This is a genomic window from Collinsella sp. AM20-15AC (genome assembly GCF_003471405.1).
Taxonomy (GTDB): domain Bacteria; phylum Actinomycetota; class Coriobacteriia; order Coriobacteriales; family Coriobacteriaceae; genus Collinsella.
Genome location: NZ_QRJA01000008.1, coordinates 51091 through 73283, shown reverse-complemented (window position 1 = coordinate 73283; position 22193 = coordinate 51091). Strand labels below are relative to the sequence as shown.

Below are 22193 nucleotides of genomic sequence, written 5' to 3'. Positions count from 1 at the left end.
TCGCGCATACAGGAAGGACATCATGGAAAGCCGCAAGCCGTATCTCGCCACCCTGCCCGGACTCATCCTGGGCTGTCTCGTCTGCTGCGCACTCTGGGGGTCGGCTTTTCCCTGCATCAAGATTGGCTACGGCCTCTTTGGCATTCCCGCGCACGACAGCGCCTCGCAGCTGCTCTTCGCGGGTCTGCGCTTCACCCTTGCCGGCATGCTGGTCATTGTTGGCATGAGCGTGGCCCAGCGCCGACCGCTCGTTCCGCAAGCGCGCGATATCAAGTCTATCCTCACGTTGTCGCTCTTCCAGACTATCGGACAGTACTTCTTTTTCTACCTTGGTCTCTCCCGTGCAAGCGCCATGTCGAGCTCCATCATCGAGGCCAGCGCCAACTTCCTCGCCATCCTCTTTGCCGCCCTGGCGTTTCGCACCGAAAAGCTCGATGTGGCCAAGGTGCTCGGCTGCGTGCTGGGCTTTGCTGGCGTCGCGCTCGTCAACCTTTCGGGCGCGGACGGTACCTTTGGCTTTACGCTCGACGGCGAGGGCTTTATCCTGGCCTCCACCGTCGCGGGTGCCCTTTCGACCTGCCTGATCGGCATCTTCTCGCGCGAGCACGACGGCGTCTTGCTTGCCGGGTGGCAGTTCTTGGTCGGCGGCCTGGTCCTCACCGCCATCGGCTTTTTGATGGGTGGCGCGCTCTCCCCCACGGCGATTGTCCCCGCCATCGTGCTCATCATCTACATGGCGCTTATCTCCGCGGTCGCCTACTCGCTGTGGTCGCGCCTGCTTGCCGTCAACCCCGTCAGCCGCGTCTCGGTCTTTGGGTTTATGAACCCGGTCTTTGGCGTACTGCTGAGCGCACTGCTGCTTGGCGAGGGCGCCGGCACGAGCCCCGTTACTGTCATCGTTGCCCTGCTCTTGGTCTGCAGCGGCATCATCATCGTCAACAAACCCAAAAAAGCCTAGAGAGCTCACCTTTTTAGGGAGAGCCTTCACACACTTTAGCTTAATGGAATGCACTGGTTCTCGTTGATTTCGCACCGAGTCGCGGCGGCAGACGCCCGTCTTGCCGCACCGCGCCTGGGCATTATGACCGGTGGCCCCCACAAACGCAAAAGGGGCGCACGACCATCGCAACGGTCGTGTGCCCCTTTTCCTAGCGTATCTGAACGCCGGCTTTCTTCTTCTCGCGCTTTACGCGGTAGAGCTCCGCGTCGGCAGCACGAAGCAAGTCTTGCCAGGTATCGATGCCATCACCAACCCGTGCGTAGCCGATGGACATCCGCAACAGATACGGAACCTCGGCGCGCGCGAGCTCATCGTTGATTGTCGCGCACAGATGCATGATATCCTGTTCCGCCACTGCCTTTTGGAGCACCACGAACTCATCGCCACCATAACGTGCGATAAAGCCGCCAGACGCCGAGCAGACTTCTTTGAGCGCAGCGGATATGACCTGAAGAGCGTGGTCGCCCTCCACATGCCCATAGCGATCGTTAATCTGCTTAAAGCCGTCGGCGTCCATCATAAGCAGATATACATCTTCGGCCTGATCCACATTTGAGAAGAGCGACAGCATATAGGTCTCAAAACGGTTGCGATTGTTAAGTCCAGTCAACGGGTCGGTCGAGATGAGCTGCTCCTGGTAGATGATGTAGAGCAGCAACATGCTAATCATTATGCCGACACAAAGGCCGGGCACCGAGTATACGACCTGAAAGGTACCGCCCACCAGGGCCGGAATGGCGAAAAATGCCAAGGTTCGATAGATGGCCTTCGTCTGCAGGCTCTCGACCCTGCGAGATTGCACAAATGCATGCAGGGACGTATGTATAACGTAACAGTAGCTGACGATGGGCTGGATCATATAGGCAAAGCCGCGACGATACACGCCCTGCGAATCGATATAGAACAGGGCGTGCGTCCAGTAACTGGTAAACGCCAGCACGACCACCAGAGCCGTAGGCAACGCAACAAGCACCACCCTATAGCGCGAGGTCAAAAGGCGAGAACCCTGCACCGCCTCGGAATAGATAAACCAAATGAGACACGCGATAGCAAAGAGCGAAAACGAAACCGCGTTGGAAATCCAGTTGGCAGCAATGCCCAACGTGCCGTCCACACCGTCCGAAAGCGTCCGGATCATATCGAATAATATGTACGCGGCAGAGGTGTAGCCCAGCATGCTAAACAATAGCTGCTGGGTGCTCGAGAACAAGGAGCGACGACTTCGCACGGCAAGCCCGATAAGAACAATCATGCATAGCACGAATATCTCAATCTTGAGTGCCTTAACCACTAGCGCCATCCCTTCAATACCCAAGTGGTCAGAATCGCCCAATTCGAATCAGGGCAATAAACACCCCTTTACTCCGCAGGGGTAAAGGGGATAATAGCAGAGCGCCCGAACATCACTGCAAAACAGTTTCTGTTCGGGCGCCCATACGGCGCGAATTGCACACGCCGGCATCATTGATGGGTATCGATTGCTACTCGCCATCGATGTCAGTCGCGACGGCCTCCTCGATGGCCTCGACACCGACAGGCGACAGATCCTCCTTGCCTTGGCAGAACTTCTTGTCGACCCAGCCAGTCAGAATCGGAGCCATGATCGCCGTGATGATAACGGCGGTGGCGATCTGAGCGTACGCGGTGGGCGCAAGCTCGGCGTAGCGCGGTGCGACCTCGGCGAGGGCAACCGGTGTGGTCATAGCCGTGCCGGCAATGGTGGAGCAAGCCACAGCGGCCTTGCCATTGCCGCCGCACAGACGCTCGAACGCAAAGGTGATGGGACCGACGACAAACAGCGTGACAAGGCCCAGCAAGATGCCGGAAATACCGCCGGTGATAAAGCTCGACAGGCTCATGGACGCACCGAGCTGAAATCCGATGACGGCAATCGCGGGATTGGCACCGGGAACCAGCAGGTTCTTGATAAACGGGAACAGGTTGCCCAGAACCATGCCGATAACGAGTGGCAAGATGGAGCCGATAATGGTGCCAATGGGAATGTTGGCGAGGCCGGAAACACCGAGGATGATCATCGTGACGGCGGGGCCAGCCGTAAAGAACAGGATACCGACGGCGCCCTGCTCGGACTCATCGCCGAACTCGCCCATGATGCCCGTATAGAGCGCCATGTTGCAAAACGTGATGCCGCCGATGATAGACACGGAGCTCAGACCCAGGAAGTTGTCGTTAAAGAAATATGCCACGCCCAAGCCGAGAGCCGCTGCGACGACCAGCTTGGGGATCAGCACGACGATGCCGGTCTTGATGGCACCTGGCGTGGACTTAAAGCTGATGCCGGCGCCCACAAACAGCAGGATCGCGGCGACGATGGTATTGGAGCCACCGCGGCAGGCAGCCGTAAAGAAGCCGCCGATCTCAAAAACCTGCGGGCAGAAGGTGTTGAGCAAAAGACCGACGATCATCGGATAGATCATGATGTCGCCCGGGATGCGCGGGACCTTGAATTTCTTTTGCTCGTTGGCGTTCGCTTCCTGTACCATGAAACCCCCATTTCCGCTGACGGGGTACAAAAGCCCACGTCACGCTTTGCTACAGTAAAGTTTGACCATGGTACCAGAAGAAATAGACCAGCTCGGTGAGAAATTCGATTCGTTGGACAGGGGCGCTAAACGTGCCCCGCTCTTATATGAGGCTCAAAACGATATAGAACACGATGCCCGAAACACAGCACCACAGCATCGATTTTGTCTTGACCGCCACGGCCACGACGCCGGCAGCCGCAATCCAGGGAACCAAGGCAGGCCAGGGTCCCGCGTCGAACGCGCCGGGGCTCACCAAGTCGTTGGCGACCAGCGCGGCAAAGGCAGCGGGCGGGATATAACCCAGGGCCTCGGTAATGCGGGGCGACAGCGTTCTCCCGCGCAAGGCAAACGCCGGCGCGATGCGAAAGAACGCGATAGCAGCCCACGACGACAGCCACAGAACCAAGAACTCGTTAACGGGCATCGCGGGCACCTCTTCCGTCTAATACAGCATCGCACGCCAGCGCAATGGCAATGCCGACCACGACGCTTGCCGGCACGGCAATATTCGTGAGGCCCAAGAACTTGCATACGGCGACGGACACCGCGCCCGAAACCGCCGCGACAACGTTGCCGCGCGACAGCCGCTGCGAAAAGAGCAGGCAGATAAAGAGCGAGGTGCAGACAAAGGCTGCAATGGCGGTGGGAACATCGACAACGGCGCCGACGATGGCGCCCGTCGTACACGATACGCCCCATGTTGCGATAAGGATCACGTTGAGCACAAAGGACTCGCGCGGGCCCCAATCCTCCCCTTCAACCAACTTGGCAAGCGAGATGCCATATGCCTCTTCGGTAAGTGTCGCGGCAACAGCCAGCGTCTGACGCTTCGAGGCACCCGTCAGATGCGACGTGATCGATGCCGAGTAAAGCGCAAAGCGCGAGGAGATGGCAGCAACGCTCGCGACGATCGATGCTGCAGGCACGCCCGCCAGCCACAGGTTGCAGATCATAAACTGCCCGCTGCCCGTCACGAACGTGCTGCTCAGAGCAAAGACCATCCAGGGTTCCATTCCCGTCTGCCCCATGATCATTCCGCACGGCGCGCCTATTGCAACATAGGTAAGCATCACTGGCCAGACGGTTCTAACGATTTTGAGCACCATACGCTTCTCATCCTGACAAGGTCTCCGAACCGCATGTAGCGACACGGCAGAATCATCATCCGACAGCAAACGAGTTCACCTACAATTGCCACCGGATCGAAAGACACAACTTTTTAGGAAGTCATTATGACAGCTATCGATCGAGACCGGGCGCGCGCGGCCTTCAAAAGCTACACCGATGCCTACGACGCCACCAACCCACGCATCGCGCTCAAAATCGAGCATACGTACCACGTGGCCGAGGCATGCGATGCCGTAGCGCGCGAGCAGGGCTGGTCGTCAGAAGATATTGACCTGGCATGGCTTTGCGGCCTGCTGCACGATATGGGCCGCTTTGAGCAGCTGCGACGCTGGGACACCTTTAAGGACGCCGAGAGCATGAGCCATGCAGTGCTGGGCATCGAGGTCCTCTTTGGCGAGAATCCCGCCGATGCACCCGCCGTAATGAGCATCCGCGACTTTATCGATGACCCGGCAGAAGATGAGCTCATCCGAGCGAGCATCGCCTATCACAGCGATTTCCGTCTACCCGCACAGCTCGACGAGCGCACGCGGAGCTTCTGCGACATCGTGCGCGATGGCGACAAGATCGACATTATGCGCACCATCGCCGACAGCACCGTCGACACCGTCCTCAAGGTGGATGAGGACACGTTTCTCGCCAGCCACTTCTCGACACCGGCGCTTACCGCCTTTGACGAGCACCGCTGCGTCGCGCGCGATGAGCGCGATGAGCCCGCCGACTTCTTGGTGGGGCTTATCTGCTTTATGTTTGAGCTCGTCTATCCGGCAAGCCGCGCGCTGGCGCGCGAGCAAGGCGATATCTACCGCCTGCTCGACGCGCCCTTTGGCATTACGCGGCCCTTTACCGACCCCGCCACGCAGGCAACCTGGAGCCGCCTAAAGGACGAGATGCGCGACTGGCTGGCGCGTGCCTAGCGCTCAAACTGGGCCAGCAGCTCCTCGACGACCTCGACGGCATCACCGACAACCTTGTACTGGGCAGCACCAAAGATGGGGGCATCCGGGTCCTCGTTGATGGCGATAATGCACTCCGCCCCACCGATGCCGGCAAGATGCTGGATGGCGCCCGAAACACCGATACTCACGAGAAGCTTGGGCGAGACCGATACACCCGTCTGGCCAATTTGGTGGCGATACTCCAACCAGCCTGCCTCCACAATGGGACGCGTGCAACCAAGCTCGGCACCCAGGGCATCGGCGAGCTTTCGCATCAGGGGCAGATTCTTCTTGGAGCCGATGCCGCGGCCCACCACGACCAGACGCTCGGCATCGGCAATTGAGGCCTGCTGTCCCCACTCCTCGGCGGGAATCGAGATCTCGACACGGGCCTTAACGTCATCCGCAAGCACTACCTGGGTAATCGTGCCGGAGCGGCTATAGTCAAACTCGGGCGCCTTAAAGATGCCGGGGCGCACCGTTGCCATCTGAGGACGGTGGTTGGGGCAGATAATGGTGGCCATCAGGTTGCCGCCAAACGCCGGGCGCGTCTGCTGCAGCAGACCCGTCTCCGTATCCATAGAAAGCACCGTGCAATCGGCCGTAAGACCCGTCTGCAAGCGCACGGCCACACCGGGCGCCAGCTCGCGACCAAAGGCGGTCGCGCCGTACAGAATGGCCTCGGGCTTGCGCTCGGCTACCAAATCGCAGATCAAGCGAGCGTAGACCTCCGCGTCGTTCTGACGCAGGCGCTCGTCACGACAGACCAGAACTTCGTCCGCACCGGCGCAAATCAGATGCTCCAGGTCCCCGAGTGAGCCCTCGGGGCTCATGCCGACCAGTGCCACCAGACGGCAGCCGCGGGCATCGGCAAGCTCGCGCCCCTTGCCCATGAGCTCGAAGGCCACGGATGCAACGGCATCGTGCTCGTCAGTCTGCACGAAGATCCAGATGTCTCGATATGCGTCAAGGTCTGCCGCGCCGGCGGCCTCGTCGCGCTCAATCGAGATGGCGTTGACGGGGCAGGCGTCGACGCACCCACCGCACAGGATACAGCCGTCGGTTACGCGGGCACAGCGATTGGGGCGCTCACCCTCCACCACAATGCCGCCCGAGGCGCAGGCGCGAACGCAGCGACCGCAGCCGATACAGGCTTCGCTATCGATAATCAGCCCGCTCATCTATGCCATCCCCTCGATAATCTTGGCAAGTTTTACCGCCTGCTCGGACGCCGTTCCCTCGACGGCCTCGCACGTTTGGTCACGGTCGGGCACAAACGAGCGCACGACCTGCGTCGGTGATCCGGCAAGGCCGCAACGCGAGGGGTCGGCGTTTACGTCGGCAGCGCTGGCCACGCGCACGTCTGCATCCTCGGCCGCGCGAATACCGGCAATACTCGGCATGCGCAGCTGGCCAATCTCCTTGGCAGTCGTCATCGCACACGGCATCTCCAGGTACACCGTCTCCTCGCCGGCATCGCAGCCGTGAACGAGCGCCAGCGAGCCACACGTCGTAAATCCCGCGCTCTGCACACAGCTCACGTCGGTCACGCAGGGGACCCCAAAGGCGCCGGCCAGCTCGGGGCCGATCTGGGCCGTATCGCCGTCCACCGCCATCTTGCCGCAGATGAGCAGGTCAAAGTCCTCATCGAGTGCCTCGATGCCGCATTTGAGGGCATAGGTGGTGGCTAGGGTATCGGCGCCCGCAAAGGCGCGATCGGTCAGCAGCAGCGCGTCGTCGGCACCGCGGGCGATGCAGTCGCGCAGCAGCGATTCGGTCGCGGGGATGCCCATCGACACCACCGTCACACGCACGTCCATGCCAAAGCCGATAAAGTCGTCCTTCAGCGCTAGCGCACATTCGAGGGCACTTGCATCGAAGGGATTAATGACCGCCTGCTTGCCATCACGCACGATAGTATTGGTCTTGGGGTCCATCTTGACCTCGGTGCTTCCGGGCACCGCCTTGACGCACACCACCATATGGAAATCACTCATCTTCACGCGCCCCCTTTCTGGACGAGTTCATCCAAGAGCTTCTCCGTAAACAGGTTGCCGCGACCCAGCTGGCCGGCAGGATCGAGCTGGAGTTTGAGGCGCGCCGACTCGACCATGGCCTCGTGGCCGTACATCGTCTCCAAGAAGCCCGCCTTGATCTTGCCGACGCCGTGCTCGGCAGAAACGGCACCGCCCATAGCCGTGACCTCGGAAGCCCACTGGGCAAAGAGCTCTCCACCACGACGGTAGTCTTGCGCATCGCGCGGCAGGATGTTCACATGCAGATGGTTGTTCCCGATGTGTCCCCAGGCAGCAGACTCAAGCCCGCTTTCGGCCAGCGTGCGGCGATAGAGGGCCACGACATCGGCAAGGCGTGCATTGGGCACCGACATATCCGATCCCAGCTTGGTAATGGTGGGGTCGGTGCGGCGACGCTCGTCGATGAGCATGTTGACGCTCTCGGGCACCGCGTGGCGGAAGAACCGCTGGCACTCGCGATCGACTTCGGTGCGGGCGACCCATGTCGCATCGTCGCGGCCGCCCGCAAGCTCCAGCACCCATCCCAAGTGGTACAGCTCCTCGGTCGCCTGCGCCTCGTCATCGCAATCGAGCTCCACGTAGACACAGACCTTTGCCTCGTCGTCGAGCGCCGGCAGCGAGGCAAACGCCGTCGACTGCTCGCGCTGGCGACGTAGAATATCCAGGGCGCCAGCATCGAAGTACTCGATGGCAGCCGCATGGGACAGGACAGGGCGCACGGAATCGGTAAAGGACACCGCCTTGTCCTCGCTATCGAAAAAGCAACTCACACCCCAAACGACCGAAGGTGCCGCCTGCAGGGCGATCTCGAGCTCGGTGATAACGCCGAGCGTGCCGCACGCGCCGATAAAGAGGTCGATGGCGTCCATATCGTCCGCAACGAAATAGCCTGAGGCATTTTTTGTCTCGGGCATGGTATAGCCGGGAAGATCGAGCTCGAGCGTACGGCCCTCTGCCGTCACGAGCGACAGGTGGCGGCCCTGGGCAAAAGCCTCGCCGCGCTGAAGCTCAAGCAAATCGCCATCAGCCAGCGCGACGTGGAGTCCCGTGACATGCGGGCGCATGGGACCGTAAGCGTAGCTGCGGGCGCCGGAGGCGTTGCATGCCGCCATGCCGCCCAGACAGGCAGATGCCTCGGTGGGATCGGTGGGAAAGAACTGCTCGGGGGACTCTTGGAACTCCTCGTAGGCCTCAAGCGATGCCTGGTCCCAACCAGCGGTCGGCAGTACCTTCTTGCTCAGCTGCTTACGCAGCTCCGAGAGCACAACGCCCGGCTCCACGCGCAGCAGAAATTGGCCTTGTTCATCGCGGCGAAGGCCCAAGTAGCGATTCATACGGGAAGTATTGAGGATATGCCCACCGTGGGGCACGGCACCGGCGGCAAGGCCGGTTCGGGCGCCCTGAACCGTTACCGGGACACGCTCGGCATGGAGCGTTCCCAAAATGGCACGGACCTCGTCTTCCGTTGTCGGAAACGAGATGCTCGATGCTTCGCCCGATGCGCGAGATTCATCGCGGCCATACTCTTCGAACTCGTCGGTGAAGGGTTTGATGGTTGCAGACACGCGAACTCCCCCTTTAGCTAACTACAGTGTTTGCAGGGAGATGTTACCGCATCGTTTCGTCGACGTGTTCGAGACCGTCTCCATAATTGGCGATTTTTACGTTCGTGCAATTCGGCGAGCGGCAAGGTTTCCTCGGCAGACGATGCTTTTGACACATATCGCCCCGCCGTCGCCGATCGCGTAAATGTCGCTCGAAAAAAGTTGAAGTAATTTTTACTGCCTTTTACCTGCGGAGATGTCAATCCGTCAAGCATTTGGTCAGAAATTGGTCAAGTAGCGGCTGATACGGTCGGCGTCGACAGCCAAAACCGATAGAAGTTTTGGTCCCAGAAGCAGGGAGGTTCCCATGGCATATTACTGGCCCCAGTACGGCGTCGCCATCGAGGTCGACGACGATCCCTATCTCCTGCCTTTCGACGAAGAGGCGTTCCCCGATACGGCGGTCTACCACGTCACCACCGATGTTATCTGCGACCCCGAGTCGTTCTCGGCGCTCGCCCACCACATCGCGCGCATCCACGACATCGAGCTCCCTCGCGACTTTGACGAGCTCATCTACTCGCGCCGCCTGATGCTTCACATGCTCTTTGGAGCGGACCCGTCCACGTTCGCACGTGTCTACACCACCAAGGACGCCGCATGAGTGCGAAGAAGCCGCCCCGCCTTGCAGGACTGGGTCGTCGCAAGAAGTTCATCGTTGTCTGCTTGGCCATCGTCTGTACCCTTGTCGCCGTAGGGCTATACGCCTGGCAGTCGCAGCCCGTGCCCGAAGCGGGCGCCTCAGTCACGACGGCAGAGGGTAAATCGCGACAAGAAATCCAAGATGAGCTCGATGCCATCGTCCGCGACAACATGATGACGATTTCGGTCGCGCCGGTCGCTCAGCTACAGGAGGACGGCAAGCTGCGCGTCAACGTGCAAAACGTCCAAGACAATAAATTTCCCCAGCGATTCCGCGTCATCCAAAACGACGAGACCATGTACGAATCCGGTGTGGTCGAGACCGGCAAGACAATCGAGACGTGCCCCGCCGGCGACATCAAAGAAGGCGAGGCATACATCGAGATCCAGGCACTCGATGCCAAGACCCTCGACAGCCACGGCAATCCGACACGTGTCAAGGTACGGGTTGAGCAAGCCGAGAACTAGCTTTTTCGGCCGACGCGGCACCGCACGCAATTCACCAGCATTCGTCCAATCATCGCGGGGACGGCCCGCGGCGAATAGAAAGGAACGACCATGGACATCACCAGGAACATGAACGGAGCCAGAGCGCTCGTCGTGGGCGCAGGGCTCGCGCTCGCGCTCGCAATGGGCGCCGCCCCGACGCCAGCTCTGGCAGCCGGGCGCGTTGGAACCACGAAAGTAATGGTCAGGACCGAGATCGACAACGTAGAGTTCAAAGTTCCGACGGTTATTCCCTTCGTCGCCAAGGCCGACGGCACGCTTCAGGGCCCCTCAGAAGACGCGACCACCATCGACAATCATTCGGCCTACGGCATCCATGTCACCAACATGAAGATCGACGCCATGAACACCTGGACCATTGCCGCCGACGCCAAGGCCGGAACCGCGCAGAATTCCATCGACTTTAAGGTCGGCCCCGACGGTGCACTCCAGAACGCCAGCGCCGCAATGCAGGAGACGGGCCTCGATCTTTCCAAGAATGCAGCCTTCGACATGGGCTACCAGGGCATTGCCGGCGGCACGGACAAAATTAAGCTCAAGACAAGCGGAAACGTCGCCCGCGTCACGCGCGACATCTTCCGCGTAACCGGCGAAGGCGATCAGGTTGCAACGATCACCTGGACGGTCGAGCCCGGTGCGCACACGGCATAAGGCCGTCGCCCTGGCCGCCGCCGTCAGTATCCTAGCGTTTGGGCCAGCCATGGCCTTTGCCCAGCAAGAACAGGCGCAGGCCGCCACGCAAGTGACGGTCGACCTCTCGGAGCTCGACCGCGGCAACTGCAAGGAACCGTTGGCACAGACAGACGACAGACGATGGCTCTTGGCAGCAGGCGCCACGGCAGCAGGCGCGGGAACCGCCGGCCTCGGTCTGCACATCAAACGCAGCCAGAAACGAAACACGGACAGGCCGCACTAAATTAGCTAAGGAGACCCCATGGCATCGAAGAACCTTTTGCCCGTCGTCGCACTCTGCGGCGCGCTCGCAACCGGAACGCCTGTCGCCGCTTGGGCGACTCCCGTCATGGCAGATTCCTTACCAGCAGCCCTAAGCTCCGCACCAAATCCGTCGAGCGCCATTGCGTGCAAGCGTTTTTCGATCGCACAGGCCGCAATCTCAACCTCGGGATGCCTTCGTCGTAATACGGACGGCTCGATAGTCGTGGATATCAATCGTTCGAACAAGGCAAACGGCTCCCAGGCGGGGTGCGCCGTCTGCACGTGGCGCTCGATTGTGCTCGATGCAGATGGCGATCCGTGCGATTTGGGGTTGCGCATCGATATCGCTTCGGTCGATGACTCGGCGAACGGAGCGAAGGTCGCCTTCGACGGTGCGTTTTTCGAGAAAGGAGGCGGTATATGTCTGGGCTGCGCCGCCGCGAATGCAGACGATGTGCAGCCCACCCTCTCATTCACGGCATCGCTGCGGCTGACCAAGGCGGGCACCGATGCCATCGCGGCGGGAGAAGCATCCCTGCTGTTCTACGCCGCCAGCACCGAAGACACAGACATTCATTTCGAGAAGCCGGCCGGATCGCTCAGCCTTACGCGCGGGACGGAGGCAGGCCCTATTGCGATCGATACCCACACGCTAGGCAGGCAACGCATTCTTGCCGACCCGGCGCTTCTCGAAATGGAGTGGAACGGATCCGGAGCCATCGGGATTGTCCCCTCCGCGCTTGACGCCAAGACGCTCCCCTCAAACGACGAACCCATCAACGCAACCATACAAGAAGAGAGCACGGACAAAGAAGCAGGTGCGGGCGACACGCCGTCGCCGACAAACAGCGTCCCAGCTTCTTTCGAAGCACCGAATGAGCCCGCTACCGGTCCAAACGATCCCGAGCTCGCGGACAGTCTGGGACTTGCTGATCCTCAGGAGATCGATGAAGGTAACTGCTGCGTGCTTGCCGCCCTCGACCACACAGAGGTCATCGATGCTGCAAACATCGAAGTTGCCGCCGCCAATCAGCCCGTCCGCAAGTCGGCCATCATCGCATTTCCCGAATCCATCGAAGTCGTCTTTTTGCCATCAGGCGAGGTCGTGGCCCCAACACTGCTCACCTTGTTGGGCGCCAAGAATACTCGAAACGAAATTAAAAAGGTCACGGTTGTCGACCCTGCAACCACCGCTAAACTGCGTCTATACGCCGTTGCCCCAGACGGAAGCAAGACCTTGGAATTCGATGGCGACACACTTCTAGCCTGGCGACGTCTGGACATTATGCAAGACGTTTCGTATCAGATCGAACTCGAAGGGTTTGATCGTGCCCGCGATGCCAATATCATCGCCGCGGCTATTGAATCCCCACAGCGGCTTATGACACTGCGCTTTGACTACTATCCCTATGTCCCGACAACCACCTGAGGCTTAAATGCTGCGCATCATTCCTAATACCACTTATATAACGTATTAGATGAGTCGCGATGTGCCTCGCATTTCGTTCTGCTACGATTGCCACGTTGGCATCAATACAGGAGGGCTCATGCCGGGCTTGGGAACAATCATCAACGTTGCGCTTTTAGTTGCGGGCGGTCTTTTGGGATTAGCGGGCGGCCGCTTCATTACACCGCGCATCCAAGACACGCTCATGAAAGCATCGGGGCTGTGCGTCCTGTTTATCGGCCTTGGCGGCACCATGCAAAAGATGCTCCTTATCGATGGGAAGGCGCTGTCGACCACCGGTACCACCATGCTCATCGTCTCATTTGCGCTCGGTTCGCCCATCGGCGAGGCCATCAACTTGGAGGCCGCCATCGAGAACCTTGGCGAATGGCTCAAGCGCAAGACTGGCAGTGAGGGCGATAACGAGTTCACCAACGCTTTTGTCTCGACTTCACTCACCGTGTGCATCGGCGCCATGGCCATTGTGGGATCGATCCAGGACGGCCTGCTCGGCGACTGGTCAACGCTTGCCCTCAAGGGCGCACTGGACTGCATCATCGTCTGCACCATGACGGCCTCGCTTGGCCGCGGCTGCATCTTCTCCGCCCTGCCCGTCGCCGTGTTCCAGGGGACGATCACGTTGTTTGCCGGCGCGCTCTCCCCCATCATGACCACAGCTGCCCTCAACAGCCTTTCGCTCGTAGGCTCCATGCTCATCTTCTGCGTCGGCGTCAACCTCATCCGTCCTCAGACCTTCCGCACGGCCAATATGCTTCCCTCCGTCGTCATCGCCGTCATCTACGCCCTCCTGTTCTAAATCTATCAACGCAGCGGTATCTCGAACATCTGTTTGATGCTGTGCTATGATATGAGGTCACCGTAGCTGTGTTCGAGAGGAGGAGCGGTGGCCGACCAGGACATCAAGATGCTCATCGAGCGCATCATGGCCGAGGCCCGGACCCATCAGTCCGCCCGCTTCTCAAACGAAACCTACGCAGACGAGCCGATTCTCAAAACCGGCCGACAGATGCAGAATTTCCTCCCCGACCAGTACCGTAAAATGCGCGAGATATCGCGCTGGCAGGATGACCCCAAGGGCGGTGCGGGCCGCTGGCTTTCGGAAGCCGAGCTTTTTTACCGCCAGGGCCTGCTGATGGCCGACTTTGAGGACGACTGTCCCTACAACGGCACCTTTAAGTCGTACTTTCCCACCTACAACGCCATGAGCGACCGGCAGCTGCGCGGCTACTTTACCTGGCGTGCCCAAGTGCGCCGCGGAACCGTCGAGGAAACGTCTACGTCCTTTGCCTTTCTGTATCTCTATGAGCTGATCTGCGGCATTGGCGTAGATAATCCACTCGATGGTTTTAACAAGATCAAGGCTTTTTGGGATGTCTATCGCGCCTTCGAGCCCGGCATCGACCGGTTTGCGCGCGTGTGGCTGCAAGATTACGCCGTGTTCCACGGGCTCGACCCCAAGCTGCTTCGCGACTCTAAAACCGTCATATTCGATAACGCCCTTATCGAGCTGCGGCGCGCGGCACGAGACCTTGTACCAGCACCGACGCCGTCTGACCCGGCACCCAAGCGTCGCAAAACCTCCGAGCCCACGCTCCCCCTTCCGCCCGATGAGGTGCGCGAGGAGCGACTCATGGCCGCCATCAACGCCCTCTCCACGTACAACCTAAGTAACTCGCGGCTCGACCGCAGCCACCACCGCGATCTGTGCCACGTGGCGTGCGCCGTGTATGTCCGCATAGCGCGCTACTATGACACGCACCGAAAGACCGGCATCGTGGCAAGTTTATTTGGGGAGGAGACGGCCATGCCCTACACCATGTTTGCCTCGGCCGTATTCTTTGCGCCCGAGCGCCACGAGGACTGCGAATACCGTCTGGACCCCATCCATATCTACCGTTGCCAAAACGGTTTTTGGGAATGCATGCGGATTCACGGTAGCAGGCAAAAGAGCAGCAAGCTCGGTGAAATGATGCGCGCCTGCGACCAACGCCTGCGCCTGGCGCTGGACCCCGCCCATCCCCTTAAGGAAGAAAAGGTCCCCAAATATCTGGCCAAGATTATCGATGACGAGATTGTGGCTTGGCTTTCGTGGGACGCCGCACACCAGCCCGTCAAGATCGATATCGATTTGAGCCAGCTGGGGCACATTCGGAGCGCTGCCGCACAAACGCGCGAAGCGCTTTTGATCGACGAGGAACGCGAGGACGGCGCGTCCGCAGAAGCCGAGGCAGCGGACTCAGGGCAACCGGAAGCCGAGCCTGCGGCCGCCGCGACGGTCGAGGCAGTCGCGGCGGCCGCAGGGCAGGACGAGTCCGACGAGCCGACCATATCCACCGAACAGTTTGGTGTCGTGGCACCGCTTCTCGCACCGACGCCCGCGTTCGCAGCTGCTGCGCCCGCTGACGCCACGAACGAACTCGCGCCCGCCGCAGACGCCTATCTCCGCGCGCTGCTCGAGCACAACGCAGTACAGGCGGAATCGGCGGTAGTGCAATCGGAGCAGAGCGAGGACATGCTCGTCGATACCATCAACGAGGCGCTCTTTGACCTGGTGGGCGACACCGTAATTGAATTTAGCGCGGCAGGGCCGCAGATTATCGAGGACTACGAAGCAGACGTGAGAGGATACCTAGACCATGAGTGATACCGCATCCGCAGCACCTCGCGTGCCCAAGCGCGTCGCTGCCGTCATTCTCAACTCGCTCAAGGGCGGTGTGGTCCCGCGCATCGGCCTTCCTTACATCACCGTAGGGCGCGAGGTCGAGATCCGCGCCCTGCTCACCGATCTGAGTCTCATCGCCGACGGTGGCGCGAGCTTCCGCTTTCTGGTCGGTCGTTACGGCGCCGGCAAGAGCTTTTTGCTCCAGACTATCCGCACGCACGCCATGGGCGAGGGATTCGTCGTCGCTGATGCCGACCTGTCGCCCGAGCGCCGCCTGCAGGGCGGTCAGGGACAGGGCCTTGCCACCTACCGCGAGCTCATCCGCAATATATCGACCAAGACGCGCCCCGAGGGCGGTGCGCTCAACCTTATTCTGGATCGCTGGGTCGCCTCGCGTGCCGACGTCGACGAGTCGGTCGTCAATGCCCAACTGGCCCCGCTCGAGGAGATGGTCCACGGCTTCGACTTCACCCGCATGCTCCGCCGCTATCGCATGGCCGCATCCGGGGGCGACGAAGAGGCCATGAGCCGCGTGACCAAATGGATTCGCGGCGAATACCGCACCAAGAGCGAGGCACGCGCCGAGCTGGGCTCCTCGACCATCATCAGCGATGACGACTGGTACGACTACGTTAAGCTCATTGCGCGCTTTTTGGTCTGCAGCGGCTACAAGGGCATGCTGGTGCTCATCGACGAACTCGTGAATCTGTATAAGATTCCCAACGCCATCACGCGCCAATACAACTACGAGAAGATCCTGACCATGTACAACGACACGCTCCAAGGCAAGGCGCAGTACCTGGGCATGATCATGGGCGGCACGCCAACCTCCATCGAAGACCGCCGCCGCGGCGTGTTCTCCTACGAGGCCCTGCGCAGCCGACTCGCTCAGGGCCGCTTTGCGCGCGAAGACCTTAAGGACATGCTCGCGCCCATCATCCGCCTGCAGCCACTCACCTACGAGGAGCTGCTGGTGCTGATCGAAAAACTCATGCAAATTCACGCCGGCTACTTTGGCTGGACGCCCACGCTTACCGAGAACGACTTGGTGGACTTCCTCAAGATCGAGTTCGGTCGCGTGGGAGCCGACACGCATCTGACGCCGCGTGAAGTCATTCGTGACTTTATCGAGCTGCTCGACATCCTATGCCAAAACCCCGACGCCAACGTGGCCGAGCTGCTGCAAAGCGTCGGCGGCGACGCGTTGGCGCCGGCAACCGCAACAGGCGACACCGATACCGCAGGCGGCGACCGTAACTTCGCCGAATTCACCATCTAACCTGCCAATAAGGGACAGGTTTATTTTGGCAGGTTTTATCTGGGCAAACGTTGAAGCAGTAATGCAGCAAGCCGTTGCCAGCCGCGTTGAGAGATTCGTTGTTGAAAGGAGGCCCCGTGAACGCCTTTGACCGCTACGCCCCGTTTATCCAAGACTTCATCTACTCCCACGATTGGGAGAGTCTGCGCTCCATCCAGGTTGCGGCGGCAGATGCCATCTTCAACACGCAAGACAATGTGCTCCTGACGGCATCCACGGCATCTGGCAAAACTGAGGCGGCCTTCTTTCCCATCCTGACCGAGTTTTGGGAGAACCCGCCCGCGAGCGTGGGCGCCCTCTACATTGGCCCCCTCAAAGCACTCATCAACGACCAGTTCGTTCGCCTCAACGACCTCTGCGAAGAGGCCGATATCCCTGTCTGGCACTGGCACGGCGATGTCTCGCAGTCGCACAAGGCCAAACTCATCAAAAAACCGAGCGGCATCTTGCAGATTACGCCCGAATCACTCGAGGCGCTCCTGATCCATAAGCACATGGCGATCCCGCGCATGTTTTGCGACCTGCGCTACGTGGTCATCGACGAGGTTCACTCGCTCATGCGCGGCGACCGTGGCGGGCAGACGCTCTGCCTTGTCGAGCGACTCTCGCGCATGGCCGGCGTGCAGCCTCGACGCATTGGCCTTTCCGCTACCATCGGCGACCCCAAGCGCACGGGCGCTTTTCTCTCACAGGGAACGGGGCGCGACTGCGTTATCCCCCGCTTTGAAGAACCGCGCCGCGTGTGGCGCATCTCCATGGAGCACTTCTACAACTCGGGCCCCCAGGCACAGCAGCGGGGATTCGTAGGCACAGGTCCGCAGGAAGCCGAGGTGCTTGCTTGCGAGCGTATTGAGACGGCGGCGCCCGCGGCGCTGCCCGCATCCGGACAAGACATGTGCCACAGCGGACAGCTTACACAGGAAGAACACCGTCAACGTCGTGAGCAGGCGCGGGACAAGGCCGCTCCCAAAGACCGTCGCACTTCCTCGGCCCCCGAGGGCGAAGTCGACATCCCACGAGCGACCGAGCAGGCGCTTCTCAACCCCACCGACACGGCGCCCGACAACGCCGACCCCGGCATGGGCTATATCTTTGAGCATACGCGCGGCCGCAAATGCCTGGTCTTTGCCAACTCGCGCGAGGAGGCAGAGGCCGTGTGCTCCATGCTGCGCAGCTACTGCGAGAGCCGGCACGAGCCCGACCGTTTTCTCATCCATCACGGCAATCTTTCGGCATCGCTACGCGAGACGGCCGAGGAGCTCATGCGCGACGAGGAGCAGACGCAGACAACCGTCACCACCTCTACGTTGGAGCTCGGTATCGATATCGGCCGCCTGGAGCGCGCCTTCCAGATTGACGCGCCGTTTACCGTCAGCTCCTTTTTGCAGCGCATGGGGCGCACAGGCCGTCGCGATCTTCCGCCCGAGATGTGGTTTGTCATGCGCGAGGAAGAGCCCGAGCCGCGCACGATGATGCCCGAAACCATTCCCTGGAAGCTCCTGCAGGGTATCGCGCTCGTACAACTCTATCGCGAGGAAAAGTGGGTCGAGCCACCCGAGCTCGATCGTCTCCCCTACAGCCTGCTCTATCACCAGACTATGTCGACCCTCGCCAGCACCGGCGAGCTCACACCGGCCGAGCTTGCTCAGCGCGTGCTCACGCTCAGCTATTTCCACCGCGTCTCGGCCGATGACTATCGCGTACTGCTGCGCCACCTCATCAAGATCGACCACATCCAGGTCACCGAGGGCGGTGGGCTCATCGTGGGCCTCGCGGGCGAGCGCATCATCAACAACTTTAAGTTCTACGCCGTGTTCCAGGAAAACGAGGAGTTTACCGTTCGCAGCGAATCGGCCGAGCTGGGCACGATCGTCAATCCCCCACCGCCCGGTGAGCGCATCGCCATCGCCGGACACTGCTGGATTGTCGAGGAAGTGGACTGGAAGCGTCATACCGTCTTTGCCACGCAGGTCAAGGGCCGTGTGCCGGCCTACTTTGGCGACTGTCCCGGCGATATCAATACACACGTACTCGAGCGCATGCGCAAGGCGCTCAACGAGCACGCGGCATATCCGTACCTCATGGGCAACGCACGGGCACGCCTTGCACAGGCTCGTCATACCGCCGAGATTTCGGGCGCGGGAACTAAACCGCTCATTAACCTGGGCGGCGACACCTGGGTGCTCTTCCCCTGGTTGGGAAGCTACGCCTTTTTGGCGCTCGAGCGCATGCTCAAGATTAAATGCGCCGCGGAGCTGGGCCTTCGCGGGCTCGATCCGTCGCGTCCATACTTTATGCAGTTTAAGATGAAGGCCGATGAGGAGACGTTCTTTGAGGTGCTCGCCGCCGAGGCCGAAAAGGACTTCGATCGCATCGAGCTCGTCTATCCTGGCGAGGTGCCTTACTTTGACCGCTACGACGAGTTTGTTCCCGAAGAGCTCGTGCGCAAGGGCTTTGCCGAAGGTGTGCTCGACATAGAGGGCATGAAGCAGCGTGTCCGCAGCTGGTGCGACCACGCCTAGGACCAGTCTTTTTTTGGGACAGGGAGACTTACTTGTCGTGGAGGGCCGCGCCGAGGAAGTCAGCATCGAAGGGCACGGCTTCGGCAAAGGTGTAGTCGCCGTCGCTGGCGATGAGCAGGTAGTTCTCCTCGCCACCGAACTCCGCATCGCCACACGGGACCACCCAGGCATGGGCGAACACCTCGAGCGCCGTGGCTGCGCAATCGCGCAGGAACGTCACGTCGCTCCCCTCGTTCGCGCTCACGATATTGGCCGCATAGATACCGCCGGGGTTCAGGCTGCCCCGCACCAAACGCATCGCCTCAACCGTCGCCAGCTCGCGTACGGGCTCGGCACCGCCAAAGCAATCGCTCACGACCACGTCGTAGCGACGATGCCCCACGCTCGTCACGCCCAGGTACGAACGCGCCTCGGCGGTAATCACCCGCAGGCGATCGCCCGCCGTACGCTCCAGCTCGTCTAGGTAGAACCAACGACGCGCTAGACGTGTAATCTCGGCATCGTACTCAATGACGTCCATGCGCAAACTCTCATGCAACATCAGCGCGAACTTGGGATAGGCAAACCCGCCGCCGCCCAGCATAAGCATGCGGTCGATGCCATGACCATAAGCGTCACGCATTGCGCCCTCGGCCTCAAACACGTCGTCAAACGCACGATAGTACGCAAAGACGGGCTCCGCCCAACGTTCGCCAACGTAGCTTGCGCTTTGGTAGACGCCGCCTTGCACCAACACGAGAATCTCATCGCCGCCCTCATCGTGCACGCGTTTCACACGCGCCAACCCATTGCGGGTTCGCGCAACCTGCAGACAGGCAGCACGAACAGCGACGGCGGCCGCACCAAGCGCCGCGGCTCCCAGAGCAACGCCGGCAACGACGCCAGCAGAAACACTCGGCTTGTTCATTTAGAGCTCCTTTTGCAGATAAAGGCCATGATCGTAAAAACCCAAATGCCGATAGTACTCGCGCGTACCAATCGCGCTGATCACGTTGATGCGCGCATAGCCCGCGTCCCGAGCAATATGGCACGCACACTCCACCAGCGACCGTCCCAACCCATGGTGCTGGGCTGCCTGGCCTTGATCCCCCACGCGCGCCGCCATGCCATACACGTGCACCTCGCGAATCATCGCCTCGTCCGGCGTCGTCGGCAACTCGTCCGCATGCGCGGCAACAAATGCGCGATCGGGCAGCGACAGCCGCAAAAAGCCCGCAATCTTGCCCTGCGGCGTCACCCACTGCAAAAAGCGCTCGTGCGTCACCGGCGTCTCGTACGTCACTTCTTCGTCAAGGGTCAACTCGCCCAGGTCGGCACCCGCCGTGCTGATCTCGCGATAGCGAATCTCACGCACCGTCGCACCGTCACCCCGAGCAGCCAGGCGGTTCTCAACGAGCTGACGCAGGTTGGGCTTCTTGTTGCCCACCATAATGTCGTCGGAGCTAAAGTCGCGAATCATGCGGCTGATGCGGCAGAACGCCGGCGTCACCACGATGTCATCGGCCAGTACGTCGAGCAGCTCTTCCTCGGTATAGGGGCGCCACTCGCCACGCTCGTAACAGCCCACCAGGCGCGAACCCTCGATGAGCGCACACGGGTAGACCTTGACCTCGTCGGGCATAAAGGCGCCCTCGGTCATAAAGCGCTCGTAGTCGCGCTTGTCACCCTCGGGCGTGGCGCCCAGCAAGTTGAGCATAAAATGCGCATGGATCTTAAAGCCAAACAGGCGCGCAAGCGAAAACGCGCGCTCGATCTGCGCCACCGAAATGCGACGCTCGTTGATATCGAGCAGATGCTGGTCGAGGCTCTGGATGCCCATCTGGATCTTGGTACAGCCCAGACGACGGATGAGCGTGAGCGCCTGCGGCGTTACAGCATCGGGGCGCGTCTCGATAACGAGTCCCACCACGCGATGCTTCGCCGTCTCGTTGATGCGTTGCTGCTGCTCAAGCTCCTCCATCGTTGCCGCCTGCCACTCGGCGACCTCGCCCCACGGCGTGCCGGGGCCGTACAGACAACGCACCGCGCGGTTATAGCCGCCCACGGCAGCATCCACACGCCCCTGCTCGTCGGCAACGCCGGCAGCGAGCTTGGCCTCGTCTGTCGCAATGTCGGCAGCCCGATAGCGCTCGCGGCGCTCTGTTACCACCGGCGGCAGGGCATCGGCGGGAGCACCATCGAGCAGGCGCCCTGCCTCGGCACGGCTGATGCCCGGACGCGCCAACATGGGGTTTGCCGCCACGCCGGCGACGGCATCGTCATTGAGCGCACGGAAGAGCTCCGACATAAACCATGCCTGATACCCTTGCGGATAGTCGCTCCAGGTACCACCGAGCACGATGAGCTCTATCTTGTCGGTCGCATGCCCCATCTGCGAAAGCGCGGTCAGACGAGCGCTCACCTGCAGATACGGATCGAAGCAGTTTTGCTCCGCACGGGCACACGCCGGCTCAGCGTGCAGATAGCTCTTGGGCATGCGCAGATCGTTGGGACAAAATAGGCAATCGCCCGAGCATGGCCAGGGCTTGGTGATAACGGTAATGGTCGCCACGCCCGAAGCCGTGCGGCGCGGCTTCATGCGCAGCACCTGCAGCAGTTGGCGTTCCAGATCGGAATCGACATTCCACGCAGCCCACCGAGCCGGCTCCTCGCGCTTCACCCGCTGATAGAACGGCAGCAGACGGCGCTTGGCCAAATCGCGTTTGTCGGCACCCTCACGGCGCGCCTCGGCATGTATCAGTTTGACGAGCGCCTTGTCGTCCACGGTCTCGCCGCGACGCAGGGCCTCAAGTATGTTCAAGATAATCTGTTCCATGTCCCCATTGTAAAGGCAAAGGCGCCGAAGCCAATCTCGGCTTCGGCGCCTTCATCAAACAGCGCGGCTAC

Annotated in this window: 20 protein-coding genes; 11 read left to right on the top strand and 9 right to left on the bottom strand. The window is 60.8% G+C overall.

Annotation, left to right across the window (positions count from 1 at the left end; all coding sequences use genetic code 11):
• Window positions 1-22: 22 nt before the first annotated feature.
• Window positions 23-958, top strand: a complete 936-nt coding sequence (locus DW233_RS04170) for a DMT family transporter (protein WP_118266848.1) — start codon at window positions 23-25, stop codon at window positions 956-958.
• A gap of 190 nt (window positions 959-1148) precedes the next feature.
• Here the strand turns inward: DW233_RS04170 and DW233_RS04165 are convergent, their stop codons facing one another.
• The 4 genes from DW233_RS04165 to DW233_RS04150 form a co-directional block, all read right to left on the bottom strand.
• A complete protein-coding gene (locus tag DW233_RS04165; RefSeq protein ID WP_199574578.1) occupies window positions 1149-2291 on the bottom strand; it encodes a diguanylate cyclase in 1143 nt (380 codons plus the stop codon).
• Between the two features lie 190 nt (window positions 2292-2481).
• Entirely contained in the window at window positions 2482-3504 is a 1023-nt protein-coding gene (locus DW233_RS04160) for a 2-keto-3-deoxygluconate permease (RefSeq protein ID WP_118266845.1), read from the bottom strand.
• 142 nt (window positions 3505-3646) lie between these two features.
• Window positions 3647-3970 carry an AzlD domain-containing protein gene (locus DW233_RS04155; RefSeq protein WP_117629654.1) on the bottom strand — a complete coding sequence of 108 codons (324 nt, stop codon included), beginning with the start codon at window positions 3968-3970 and terminating at the stop codon, window positions 3647-3649.
• Window positions 3960-4616: an AzlC family ABC transporter permease gene (locus DW233_RS04150; protein WP_158567801.1), complete on the bottom strand. Its 657-nt coding sequence runs from the start codon at window positions 4614-4616 to the stop codon at window positions 3960-3962. Before DW233_RS04150 ends, DW233_RS04155 begins: the two co-directional genes overlap by 11 nt.
• Before the next feature lie 162 nt (window positions 4617-4778).
• Between DW233_RS04150 and DW233_RS04145 the strand changes: the two genes are divergently transcribed.
• Window positions 4779-5591, top strand: coding sequence for an HD domain-containing protein (locus tag DW233_RS04145; RefSeq protein WP_117582900.1), 813 nt, complete (start codon window positions 4779-4781; stop codon window positions 5589-5591).
• Here DW233_RS04145 and DW233_RS04140 read toward each other — a convergent pair.
• The 3 genes from DW233_RS04140 to DW233_RS04130 are packed head-to-tail and all read right to left on the bottom strand — an operon-like array spanning window position 5588 to window position 9213.
• Entirely contained in the window at window positions 5588-6793 is a 1206-nt protein-coding gene (locus DW233_RS04140; protein WP_117563499.1) for an electron transfer flavoprotein subunit alpha, read from the bottom strand. The genes DW233_RS04145 and DW233_RS04140 overlap by 4 nt on opposite strands.
• Complete coding sequence (locus tag DW233_RS04135; protein WP_089573320.1) at window positions 6794-7609, bottom strand: electron transfer flavoprotein subunit beta/FixA family protein; 816 nt, start codon at window positions 7607-7609, stop codon at window positions 6794-6796. It lies immediately after the preceding gene.
• Window positions 7610-7611: 2 nt separating this feature from the next.
• Window positions 7612-9213 (bottom strand): FAD-binding oxidoreductase, encoded by a 1602-nt coding sequence (locus DW233_RS04130; RefSeq protein ID WP_118266841.1) that lies wholly within the window; start codon window positions 9211-9213, stop codon window positions 7612-7614.
• Window positions 9214-9559: 346 nt separating this feature from the next.
• Between DW233_RS04130 and DW233_RS04125 the strand changes: the two genes are divergently transcribed.
• From DW233_RS04125 to DW233_RS04085, 9 genes are all read left to right on the top strand, one after another.
• Complete coding sequence (locus DW233_RS04125; protein ID WP_117786356.1) at window positions 9560-9856, top strand: hypothetical protein; 297 nt, start codon at window positions 9560-9562, stop codon at window positions 9854-9856.
• A complete protein-coding gene (locus tag DW233_RS04120; protein ID WP_118266839.1) occupies window positions 9853-10362 on the top strand; it encodes a hypothetical protein in 510 nt (169 codons plus the stop codon). The genes DW233_RS04125 and DW233_RS04120 overlap by 4 nt, the downstream gene beginning before the upstream one ends.
• 90 nt (window positions 10363-10452) lie before the next feature.
• A complete protein-coding gene (locus DW233_RS04115) occupies window positions 10453-11052 on the top strand; it encodes a hypothetical protein (protein WP_089573324.1) in 600 nt (199 codons plus the stop codon).
• Window positions 11053-11101: 49 nt separating this feature from the next.
• Complete coding sequence (locus DW233_RS04110) at window positions 11102-11317, top strand: hypothetical protein (RefSeq protein WP_147325188.1); 216 nt, start codon at window positions 11102-11104, stop codon at window positions 11315-11317.
• Window positions 11318-11335: 18 nt separating this feature from the next.
• A complete protein-coding gene (locus DW233_RS04105; RefSeq protein ID WP_118266838.1) occupies window positions 11336-12766 on the top strand; it encodes a hypothetical protein in 1431 nt (476 codons plus the stop codon).
• 61 nt (window positions 12767-12827) lie between these two features.
• Entirely contained in the window at window positions 12828-13601 is a 774-nt protein-coding gene (locus DW233_RS04100; protein ID WP_233547934.1) for a DUF554 domain-containing protein, read from the top strand.
• An 87-nt stretch (window positions 13602-13688) separates the two neighbouring features.
• Entirely contained in the window at window positions 13689-15449 is a 1761-nt protein-coding gene (locus DW233_RS04095) for a TerB N-terminal domain-containing protein (protein WP_233547933.1), read from the top strand.
• Window positions 15442-16746 (top strand): ATP-binding protein, encoded by a 1305-nt coding sequence (locus tag DW233_RS04090; protein ID WP_118266836.1) that lies wholly within the window; start codon window positions 15442-15444, stop codon window positions 16744-16746. The genes DW233_RS04095 and DW233_RS04090 overlap by 8 nt, the downstream gene beginning before the upstream one ends.
• 116 nt (window positions 16747-16862) lie before the next feature.
• Window positions 16863-19307, top strand: a complete 2445-nt coding sequence (locus DW233_RS04085) for a DEAD/DEAH box helicase (RefSeq protein ID WP_118266835.1) — start codon at window positions 16863-16865, stop codon at window positions 19305-19307.
• A 28-nt stretch (window positions 19308-19335) separates the two neighbouring features.
• Here the strand turns inward: DW233_RS04085 and DW233_RS04080 are convergent, their stop codons facing one another.
• Both DW233_RS04080 and DW233_RS04075 read right to left on the bottom strand, forming a co-directional pair.
• A complete protein-coding gene (locus tag DW233_RS04080; protein WP_118266833.1) occupies window positions 19336-20214 on the bottom strand; it encodes a spermidine synthase in 879 nt (292 codons plus the stop codon).
• Window positions 20215-22122: an elongator complex protein 3 gene (locus tag DW233_RS04075; RefSeq protein ID WP_118266831.1), complete on the bottom strand. Its 1908-nt coding sequence runs from the start codon at window positions 22120-22122 to the stop codon at window positions 20215-20217.
• Window positions 22123-22193: the final 71 nt, after the last annotated feature.